This is a genomic window from Armatimonas sp. (genome assembly GCF_031410135.1).
In the GTDB taxonomy this organism is placed as follows: domain Bacteria; phylum Armatimonadota; class Armatimonadia; order Armatimonadales; family Armatimonadaceae; genus Armatimonas.
In genome coordinates this window covers 1-9771 of sequence record NZ_JANNYP010000348.1, presented here as the reverse complement: position 1 = coordinate 9771, position 9771 = coordinate 1, and the positions used below count along the sequence as shown (strand labels likewise).

Here is a 9771-nt window from a genome sequence, read left to right as displayed (position 1 = left end):
GAAAGCCAATTGCCGCCATTTTCTCATCGTACCAGGCATAGACCGTCTTAGACGCATCTTCGGTTCGGAATCCCACGATCGCCGTTTTCTCCGCCGGGATAAACTGTCGCCCAAGGCTCATCCCTGCGCGGCCCATTCGGGTTCCCATCTCATCAAACTGCGCCTTTGAATAGATCGGAGTATCTTCAAGATCCGCCAACGCTTGCTCTTTGTTGATGGGCTTTTTCATCTCCTCTTTCATCGCATTGGTAGCCTTCGAGACCAGCACCCCAATCCCAACCGCTCCCCCCACCAAAAGCACGAGACAGCCAATGCCCGTAATCGCCCACGGCGACATCCGGCGCTTGGGCGGCGGCGGCGGGTTAAACGGTGTGTCTTTTCCTAGATCAAAACTCATAATGACGACTCCTTAAAACAAAGTAAACAATAAACTACTTACCCGGCGTTTTCATGCGCGTGATGGTCAGTGAGCCTGACTTCGTGACGCTGATTAAAATCGTGCTGTCTTTCTGCTCATAGCGCAGCGACTGCTCTTTATCCGCAGATTTTTTCTGGTAGCCCAGCTTTTCCAGCTCTTTCTCATACCAAGAGAGCACCTCATCCGCAGGTGCACCAAGCTGAAAGGCCGCCGCTGCCATCTTAAGGTTTGTCATCCGGGCCATCGAGGACATTCCCGCACGCAGGGAGCTAGTCGTGGTCTCGTCAAGGGTTGCCTTGGGATGGATGGGTACGTTGAGGTCGTGCAAGACGGCAGCTTTATCAATCGGCTTGGCCATTTCCTCTTTCATGTTTTTGGCAACCATCAGGCCAATGCCGCCTATAGACACCACGCCTAAAGCCACCACACCTAGACAGCCAATACCCGCAAAAACCCACGGTGATAGTCGTGCCATTCTGAAAAACTCCTACGCTATTGTACCCTGACGACTCCAAAGGTTGCAGACCGCCGTGCGGGTTTCTTCGGTGAGCTGAGCAACAAGCTGGGCGGCGGGCAGAATTTCTCGGCTTAGCCCCACGCTCTGGCCCGCATAGAGGCACATCGCATCTATGTTGCCGGTAACTCCCGGCGCAGGCAGGTTCGACGAGAGCCGACCAATCGCCTCGCCATCACTGTAGTGCGCGATTGTGTCCTCGGCCTGCTCCCAGTCTGTGGGGCGATTTAGGACGCGGTGGGGGGCGTTGGACCAGCCACCCGAGAATCTTTCGGTATAGAGCGTATCGGCCTCGGTGGCTTCTTGGAGGCACTGCTGATAGCGCACGTGCACCTGGGCTTCCTTGGTCAGCAGAAACCGTGTCCCCATCCAGGCTGCCTCGGCTCCCAAGGCAAGCACTGCGGCAATCCCTCGTCCATCCGCGATTCCTCCCGCGGCCAGTACGGGAAGTTCGGGGACGGCATCCACGACCCGTGGGACTAAAGCGAGCGTCGTGACTTTTCCCCAGACATGCCCACCTGCCTCCCAGCCCTGCGCGACCACCACATCCACGCCAACATCGGCAGCTTTTCGGGCCTCATCCGCGCTGCCAACAGTATGAAAGACGCGGACTCCCGCGGCGTGTAGACCAGGAATATGAGGCGCGGGGTCACCCCAGAAAAACGAGACAATCTCTACGCCCTCTTCCCGGCAAATCGCCACGCGCTCGGTCATGTCCCACGCGAGAACCAAGTTCACCCCAAAAGGCCGCTTGGTAAGCCGCTGTGTCTGCCGAATCAGCTCCCGTAGCGCCTCCGGCTCTCGCCAGGTTCCTGAGAGCATTCCGAGACCTCCAGCATTGCTCACGGCAGCTACCAGCTCAGGGCAAGAGGCACTGCCAATAGGAGCCTGAACCACAGGAGAGGTCAGACCAAAGTGCTCACAAAAACGATTTTTCACACTAAAAGTGTACCTGCTCTTGCGAAGATCCATTTCACCCGGTATACTTCTCCCTTGGCATCCTAGGAGCGCAAACGTATTCCCATGGCAAAAAAAAGTTCAGAAAACCGCATCATCGTCACCCTCCGTTCCACGGAGAGCGGTGCAACCTACGTCACCGTTAAAAACAAGCGTAATGACCCCAACCGGATCGAGCTGAAAAAGTACGATCCTGTCCTGCGCAAGCACACGACCTTCAAGGAGACAAAGTAATGGCTAAAGTCTGCGCCATCAGTGGCCGCAAGCAGCAAGCGGGCCGCAACACCCGTCACGTCCACTCCGGTCAGTGGGCTCACCGCGCGCCCAAGACCTGCCGTGTCTTTGGTGTAAACCTTCAGACAGTCTCCGTCCCGATTCCCGGCGGCGGCACCAAGAAGATCAAAGTGGCAGCGCGCATGCTTACAAGCCGCAAGTTTAAGGCGATCCTGGCAGGCCAGGCTCCCCTACCCAAGGGTGTGTAAGCAACCAGCGTTTCTTTAAAACAGCCCCCGCCCCTCTAACGGGCGGGGGCTGTTTTTTTGTCCCGCCCCTCTAACGGGTGGGATCAGGTAGAATGCGCCAAATGAAAACAATTCTTGCCATTGCTAGCTTTGAAAAAGGCCAAGCGTTTCTGCGCCAGTGTAAGGCAGAGGGTTGCAGGACACTTCTGCTCACCTCCCAGAGCCTAGAAAATGCGGACTGGCCGCGCGAGTGCCTGGACGATATCTACTTCATGCCCGATGTGGACAAAGAGTGGAATCTCACAGACATGGTGCACGCCGTCAGCTTTCTGGCGCGGACGGTCAAGATAGATAAGATCGTCCCGCTTGATGATTTCGATGTGGAGAAAGCTGCGCTTCTGCGCGAGCATCTTCGGATTGGGGGCATGGGCGACACCACGGCGCGCTACTTTCGCGATAAGTTAGCCATGCGCTCCAAAGCCCGTGACGGTGGCCTGCCCATCCCACGCTTTGTCGGAGTACTAAACTACGACGAGATCCGGGCGTTTATGGCCGAAGTCCCGCCGCCCTATGTCCTCAAGCCACGCACGCAGGCCGGGGCGATTGGGATCAAGAAGGTCGAGAGTGAGGCTGAGCTCTGGCCACTTCTCGAAACACTGGGGGATAGGCAGTCCTACTACTTGCTCGAAGAGTTTCTCCCTGGCACGATCTGGCACGTAGACTCTATCGTGGACAGCTCCAAAGTCCTCTGGGCGCTCGTTAGCCGCTACGCCCGTCCGCCGCTGGAAGTGAGCCACGAGGGCCGCGTCTTCTGCACCCAAAACGTCGTCTATGGCTCAGCCGAGGAGAAAGCGCTACAAAAACTCAATGCCACGGTCTTAAAAACTCTCGGGCTGGTGCGCGGTGTCTCTCACACGGAGTACATCCAGAGCGCCGCTGATGGTCAGTTCTACTTTTTAGAGACCAGTGCCCGTGTCGGGGGAGCCCATATCGCCGAGATGATCGAGGCGGCCTCCGGGCTAAATCTGTGGGCAGAGTGGGCCAAGCTGGAGGTGCGCGAGAGTTACACCCCGGAGCCATCGCACAAGCGCTATGCGGGGCTCCTAGTCTCGCTCGCCAAGCAAGAAACACCCGACCTTTCGGGCTACAGCGATCCTGACGTCTGGTGGAAACTAGAAAAGAAGAACCACGCCGGGGTGATTGTCGCCTCCGATAAGTACGAGCGTGTCTGTGAGCTTCTGAGCAACTACACGGAGCGCTTCTACACGGACTTCTTCCACAGCCTGCCCCCCAAAGAAAAGCACACCGATTAAGATTGACCGCCGCCTGAAAGGCGGCGGCGGGTAGCGCTTCGCGCTGGAAAGCCCGTGCCGGGCTACCGAATTCATCACCAGCCCGGCACGAGCTTTACGGCAGAGGAACGATGCCACCAGACGCCCCCTTCGAGGGGGCGGAGAGATAAAAGATGAACCGAGTTTTTCATAGCTGGCACAGTCCGCGCCTGAACCGTACGATGGAGCTTCTGGAGTTTGGTCACGCCGGAATGCCTGTCTTGGTCTTTCCTACCTCACTGGGCAAGTACTACGAGTACGAGGACCGGGGCATGGTCAGTGCTCTCTCCGCTAAGATTGAGGCGGGCTACTTGCACCTCTACTGCGTGGACAGTGTGGATGCCCAGAGCTGGTACAACAAGCAAGCCGCGCCCTGGGATAAGATTCGCCGCCACAATGAGTACGAGGCGTATCTCCTTCATGAAGTACTGCCCCTAATGACGGGCGGCAACGGGCGTATTGCCGTGACGGGCTGCTCATTTGGAGGCTACCACGCCGTCAACTTTGCCCTACGCCACCCGGATGTGGTAAGCCACTGCGTGAGCATGGGCGGTGCCTACGACATGACCAGCTTTGTGGGCGACTACCGGGGCGAGGACTTTTACTTCCATCAGCCCCTGATGTATATCCCCCAAGACGATGACGGTTGGTACTGGGAACGCTACCAGCAGCTAACCCTGATACTGGCAACGGGGGAGAATGACATCTGCCGCAACGACAACGAGCGCCTCAGTGGAGTGCTCCGTGCTCGCTCGATTCCTCACCAGCTAGATGTCTGGGACAATGGTACGGGTCACGACTGGCCGTGGTGGCAACAGATGGCTCGAACATACTTTTAACGAACACGATATAATGCAGGTTGCATGCGCCGCCCCCTCCTGACTGCGACTCTTCTTCGTCGCGCTAAAATTGCAGAAGCTACTGACCGAACTATCCTAGACAAGGCCCGCAACTTACTCTGGCGTGGCCGGTGCCAGGTTGAGGAGAGCTCTCCCACTGAAGCAACGATGCTCGTGGAGGCGGGGCCACACGATAAAGCACGGGTGCGCCTGGAAATTCTTGAAGAAGGGAGTATTTCCTGCGACTGTACCTGTCCCCTGTTTACCGGAGAGCGCCCCTGTCTGCACATTGCCACGGCGGCGATGGGGCTGGAGCAGTACTTAACGTCCAATCCGCCGCAGACCTGGGAGACACGCCTCCAGAGCGTCTTGGGAAGCGATGCCACGGCGGCCAAGGCCAAGCGACCTCCTCGTCTGCTCGCGTTCTCGCTCCAGCCCTCCTACCGAAATTGGCAGCTTATTCCCTATGCGATTCCGCAGAGTGCGCTCGGAGGTATCCTCGACCACTCGGATCATGCCGCGCTCGCCAAGCAGCTTAAAGATGAAGGCGGGCGTAACTGGCGCATGCGTAATGTGGATAGTGAGCAGCTCGAAAGCGCCTCACAGGAGCTCAAGCTCGCCGTTCGCCTGGCCACCACGCAGTCCTCTTACTACAACTACTACAGCGCGGAGTCTTCCCAGCTACACTCTCTTCTCGCACTTTTGGGCGAGGCGCTTGTCTTCACTGGCACCGATGCACTTCCCTTCCAACACCATGTCACGGTCAAGCCCGAGGCAGGCAGTGTGGCCCTCCATCTAAGCAACAACCCTGATGGCGGCATGACCCTCGGACCTCGCCTACTGATCGAGGGTGAGCCACTAACCGTCAAGCGCCCCGAGATGGTGCTAAAAGATCCTCTCTGGCTCAAGCTGGACGGCCAGCTGGTGGGCTTTGGCTCCGTTCCCAAGTCGCTGGTGACACTCTTGGAGAGCGAGCCGGTCGTGATTCCCGCCGAGGAGGTTCCCTACTTCCGTAGCGAGTACCTCCCGCGTGCCGCAGAGCGCCTGCCTTTAACCGGCGAGGGGCTCTTTGGCGAGGAGGTACGAGGGGTGGCTCCGCAGTGCCGCCTCTATCTGAGCGAGCATGAAAAAGAGCTGGTCGCCCAGCTTCGCTTTGGCTACGGGGAGACAGAGCTTGCCTGGCGCAAAGAGTCGTCCCCGACCATGCTCCAGTACAACGAGACAACGGGACTTTTAGACCGTGTCTACCGGGATACGAGCGCGGAGATCACGGCCTACGATGCACTGCTCACGCACGGCCTCAAGCGCGGCAACGAAGCGGGCGAGTTTACACTCCGTGCCCGCCTGACTCCCGTAGACTTTTTGCTCCACCACCTGCCACGCCTCGTCGAGGAAAGCTTTGCGATCTTTGGCGAGGAGGCGCTCAGTAGCATTAAGGTCAACCGTAACAAGCCAACTCTCTCTTTTAATGTCACCAGCGGAATTGACTGGTTCGATGTTGAGGGCCTGGTTGAGTTTGGGGACACGCATGCCAGCCTCAAAGAGCTGCGCCGGGCGATTAAGAAAAAAGAGCGCTACGTCAAGCTTGCCGACGGCTCCGTGGGGATGATCCCTGATGACTGGATCGAGCGGTTCCGACATGTCTTTGCGCTGGCAGGCGAGCCCAAAGACACCGATGCCCTGCGTCTCTCGCCCCTGCATGCGCTACTCTTCGAGCAAGCCATCACCGATAGCGACGGCGACGCGCAGGCAGACGAAGAGTTTGAGCGCAAGAAGAAAAAGTTGCGGCAGTTTGAGAAAGTGGACGAGACTCCCCTGCCCGCTTCTCTCGATGGTGTTCTGCGCCCCTACCAGAAAGCGGGCTACGACTGGCTGCACTTTCTGAAAAGCAGTGGCTTTGGTGGCTGCCTCGCCGATGACATGGGAACGGGAAAGACTCTCGCGGCGCTGGCTCTCCTTCTCTCCGTGCAGGGCCAGAGCAAGAAAGCCAGCCTGCTGGTAGTGCCACGCTCGCTGGTCTTTAACTGGGAGCGGGAGGCGGAAAAGTTCGCGCCGGGCCTGAAGCTACACCGCTACGATGACAGCACCCGCGTCGAGGACACCAAGGCCTTCGATGGCAACGACTTAATCATTACCACCTATGGGATTCTCCTGCGTGATATCGAGAAGCTCAGCAAGTACCCGTTCTTCTACGCAATATTGGATGAAGCCCAGGCGATCAAGAACCCTATGGCCCAGACCAGCCGCGCCGCGCGCCTGCTCAAAGCGGAGCACCGCCTGACCCTGACGGGCACACCGATCGAGAATGGCACCGCCGAACTCTGGAGCCAGTTTGCGTTTCTGAATCCAGGCCTGCTCGGCGGAATCGAAGTCTTTAAGGAGAACTTTCTGGCCCCAATTGAGCGAGGCAAGGACGAAAACGCGGCCTCGGCGCTCCGGGCTCTAACGCGTCCGTTTCTCTTGCGCCGCACCAAAGCACAGGTCGCTACAGATCTGCCGCCGCGCACAGAGCGCATTATCACCGTGGAGCTAGAAGCCCCTCAGCGCAAGCTCTACGAGCAGACTCGCGACAAGTACCGTGCTCAGATTCTTGGAATTATGGACGAGACGGGTTCCTCGAATGCCCAGCTGCGCGTGCTGGAGGGCCTGCTGCGTCTGCGCCAGATCTGCTGCGACCCGCGGCTGATGGAGCCTACGACCAAGGTCGGCTCGGCGAAGCTGGAGGCGATTCTAGAGACAATGGAGACGCTCCGTGCGGAAGGCCACAAGGCGCTGATCTTCTCGCAGTTCACGCAGATGCTAGGGCTACTCAAAAACGAGCTGGACGCCAAACAAGTCCCCTATCTCTATTTAGATGGCCGCACCAAAGACCGCCAGGGCCGCGTGGATCAGTTCCAGGCCGACGAGAACATTCCGTTCTTCCTCATCTCTCTCAAAGCGGGTGGCGTGGGACTCAACCTCACGGCGGCGGACTACGTCATCCACATTGACCCCTGGTGGAACCCCGCCGTCGAGCAACAGGCATCAGATCGCACACACCGAATCGGCCAGACCAAGCCCGTCTTCGTCTACAAGTTCCTCGCCCGCGACACTGTGGAGGAGAAAATAGTTCTGCTACAGGAGAAGAAAAAGGCTCTCGTGGACTCGATCATCCAGACCGAGCAGAGCCTCTTCAAGTCCCTCACCCGCGACGACATCTCGGCGCTGTTCTCATAGGTTTCTACCTCTCCCCGCCGCTGAGACGGCGCCCCTCTCCGGCAAGCGAAGAGGGTTTAACCATTGCTAAAGGTCGGGATGGTGGCGCGTAGCGGGTCGCCGTCGGCGAGGCGTGCTTTTGCGGCAGCGGGGTAGGCGATGAGCTTGGCCTTGGCAATTTTATGGAGGCTATCGCGGGTCTTGCGCCCTAGTGCCTCGGCGCTCCGGGCCGTCATCAGGGTGTCCACGGCGCTAGAGAAAGCAACCACGGCGGCAACAAACGCGGCCTGCGTTACCTGCACGGTCTCCTGCCCCACGAGGATCGGGATGGTGACAGGCTCCGCGTCACTCGCATTGACTTTTGCCCAGACCTCTGCAATATCGTTGGCGGCTTGGAGGTACTTCTGCGGCTCGGAGTTGGCGGGCAGGAGCGCGGGGAGCGCCTTGGCTCCGGGGACATCCTCCACCAGCCCCTTCAGGCTCGTCCGTGCTTGCTTAACCAGCGGGTGCAGCGTCTTCAGCGCCGCGTCGCGTGTCTCCTGTGCCCGTTGCAGGTTGTTCGCCTCGGTGAGATTGTCGCTATGAACGGCGATCAAGCGATCCCGAAGCTCCGCCATGGCACTCAGATTGGTCTTATCTTTCAACTCAGATTGGTCTTATCTTTCAGTAGAAGCGCTTTATTTGTTTTTGCTTCTACCTGTTGCCAGTGTGCGATTGCATTTTTTACGTGGGGGACATAGTCCAGAGTTGAAGTAGACATCGTTGCTATCCTTTCACAAAGAACACTAGGTACTAGTCTAGCTCCTTGCTTTCCTAGCCAGGAACCGACACCTCCTAGTCTATCACCACCCCGTCCAGATGTGCAACCAGCCTTCCCAGATCTTATGATGCTCTGCCCAGATGGGATTCCAATGTTCCCAGATGAATCTCCTTATGCTCCAGCAGAGCCTCGGATGCCCCCAGGCAATAGATGTTTTGTGTACGATCAGGACAGGATCGAGTGGGCATAAAATTTCAACAGTCTTTCTTATAGAGTGCTTCCGGTGTAGCCGATACCTATGATTCCCCCCAGGAGATTCTTCGTGTTAGGGATTTTGCCATAAATTCTCGACTACTTACGTTGAAACGATCTCGGTGTTTTTTTACAGACTGGAGATATGGGGCATTTGCACCTGTTATCGAGGTAAGCCAAATGGAGAAGAGTGGCATTTATTTAATAATTGTAGATAAGATGGGAGCGGTAATTGTAAATTCGCCCATTCGGACTTATTTAAATTTGAAAATGCATCTTTTTTATCCACGGGGAATTTTTCCCATTTCCCATCTTCGCATGTCACTACACCCCAGTGATATGACAGGAACGCCTCCCAACTTTCTCTAGTAAGCGTCAACACGACACTTCCTAAGTGCTTACCCTTCCATTTTCTTCTAGTTGCTTTTGGATCGCCATGCGAAACAGTATCAGCTGGCACTTGAATACCACCATCAAAATCAAAACATACCCAGGAATGGTTAGAATTATCGGGAACAGAACCCGTATCAAAGTCCCGTGCAAATCCACTTACATAATGGCAATCTATACCTACTTCTTTGTTTAAAGATTTTGTTATAAACTTAGTAAGATTAGCAGCACTACTGCATATTGCTTTTGGAGTAGATTGTGATAATACAGCATCAGGTTGAATGGCGGCCCACCATTTTTTAAAGTCTGTTTCACGTGCCAGATTTGGATCGTCATCGAATTCACCTATAACCCATGCGCAAATTGCTTCCGCAGTCAACCACTGCCTCAAAAACTTTGGACAGTGGCCATATCCATTCTTATTTAATATCCTATCAACATTTTCAAGAATCCTCAACCCCACTATTTTAGTATTCTGCCCCTGCTGATAAGGCACATCACCTTGATAAATACGGCTCTTTGACAAATAGTGGGGTCAGGTAGAACCATCACATTCCATCAAGATGCGCAGCATAAAATGTTCAAAGTTGCCGAACCCATAGGCACAACGTTTTATGACCTTGACTTTGTTGTTCAAACCCTCAACCATACCAC

At 56.3% G+C, this 9771-nt stretch carries 10 protein-coding genes and 1 pseudogene; 5 read left to right on the top strand and 6 right to left on the bottom strand.

Annotated features, from left to right (window positions below; genetic code table 11):
* The 3 genes and pseudogenes from RMO15_RS12745 to RMO15_RS12735 all read right to left on the bottom strand — a co-directional run.
* Positions 1 to 397, bottom strand: a pseudogene (locus RMO15_RS12745) (hypothetical protein); the annotation flags it as partial.
* A gap of 34 nt (positions 398 to 431) precedes the next feature.
* The gene (locus RMO15_RS12740; protein WP_309712992.1) at positions 432 to 893 is read right to left on the bottom strand and encodes a hypothetical protein; all 462 of its coding nucleotides are present in this window, start codon (positions 891 to 893) and stop codon (positions 432 to 434) included.
* Between the two features lie 12 nt (positions 894 to 905).
* On the bottom strand, positions 906 to 1871 hold the full coding sequence (locus tag RMO15_RS12735; protein ID WP_309712989.1) for a nitronate monooxygenase: 966 nt from the start codon (positions 1869 to 1871) through the stop codon (positions 906 to 908).
* Between the two features lie 84 nt (positions 1872 to 1955).
* Between RMO15_RS12735 and rpmG the strand changes: the two genes are divergently transcribed.
* From rpmG to RMO15_RS12710, 5 genes are all read left to right on the top strand, one after another.
* Positions 1956 to 2123 (top strand): 50S ribosomal protein L33, encoded by a 168-nt coding sequence (rpmG, locus tag RMO15_RS12730; protein ID WP_309712987.1) that lies wholly within the window; start codon positions 1956 to 1958, stop codon positions 2121 to 2123.
* The gene (locus tag RMO15_RS12725) at positions 2123 to 2371 is read left to right on the top strand and encodes a L28 family ribosomal protein (protein ID WP_309712985.1); all 249 of its coding nucleotides are present in this window, start codon (positions 2123 to 2125) and stop codon (positions 2369 to 2371) included. The genes rpmG and RMO15_RS12725 overlap by 1 nt, the downstream gene beginning before the upstream one ends.
* Before the next feature lie 101 nt (positions 2372 to 2472).
* Positions 2473 to 3663: an ATP-grasp domain-containing protein gene (locus RMO15_RS12720; protein ID WP_309712982.1), complete on the top strand. Its 1191-nt coding sequence runs from the start codon at positions 2473 to 2475 to the stop codon at positions 3661 to 3663.
* Between the two features lie 152 nt (positions 3664 to 3815).
* Positions 3816 to 4520, top strand: coding sequence for an alpha/beta fold hydrolase (locus RMO15_RS12715; protein ID WP_309712978.1), 705 nt, complete (start codon positions 3816 to 3818; stop codon positions 4518 to 4520).
* Positions 4521 to 4544: 24 nt separating this feature from the next.
* A complete protein-coding gene (locus RMO15_RS12710; RefSeq protein ID WP_309712975.1) occupies positions 4545 to 7736 on the top strand; it encodes an SNF2-related protein in 3192 nt (1063 codons plus the stop codon).
* Between the two features lie 56 nt (positions 7737 to 7792).
* Here the strand turns inward: RMO15_RS12710 and RMO15_RS12705 are convergent, their stop codons facing one another.
* From RMO15_RS12705 to RMO15_RS12695, 3 genes are all read right to left on the bottom strand, one after another.
* Positions 7793 to 8359, bottom strand: coding sequence for a hypothetical protein (locus RMO15_RS12705; RefSeq protein WP_309712973.1), 567 nt, complete (start codon positions 8357 to 8359; stop codon positions 7793 to 7795).
* Between the two features lie 531 nt (positions 8360 to 8890).
* Entirely contained in the window at positions 8891 to 9643 is a 753-nt protein-coding gene (locus RMO15_RS12700) for a hypothetical protein (RefSeq protein ID WP_309712970.1), read from the bottom strand.
* A 9-nt stretch (positions 9644 to 9652) separates the two neighbouring features.
* A partial coding sequence (locus RMO15_RS12695; RefSeq protein ID WP_309712997.1) for a transposase occupies positions 9653 to 9771 on the bottom strand: 119 nt, incomplete at its 5' end.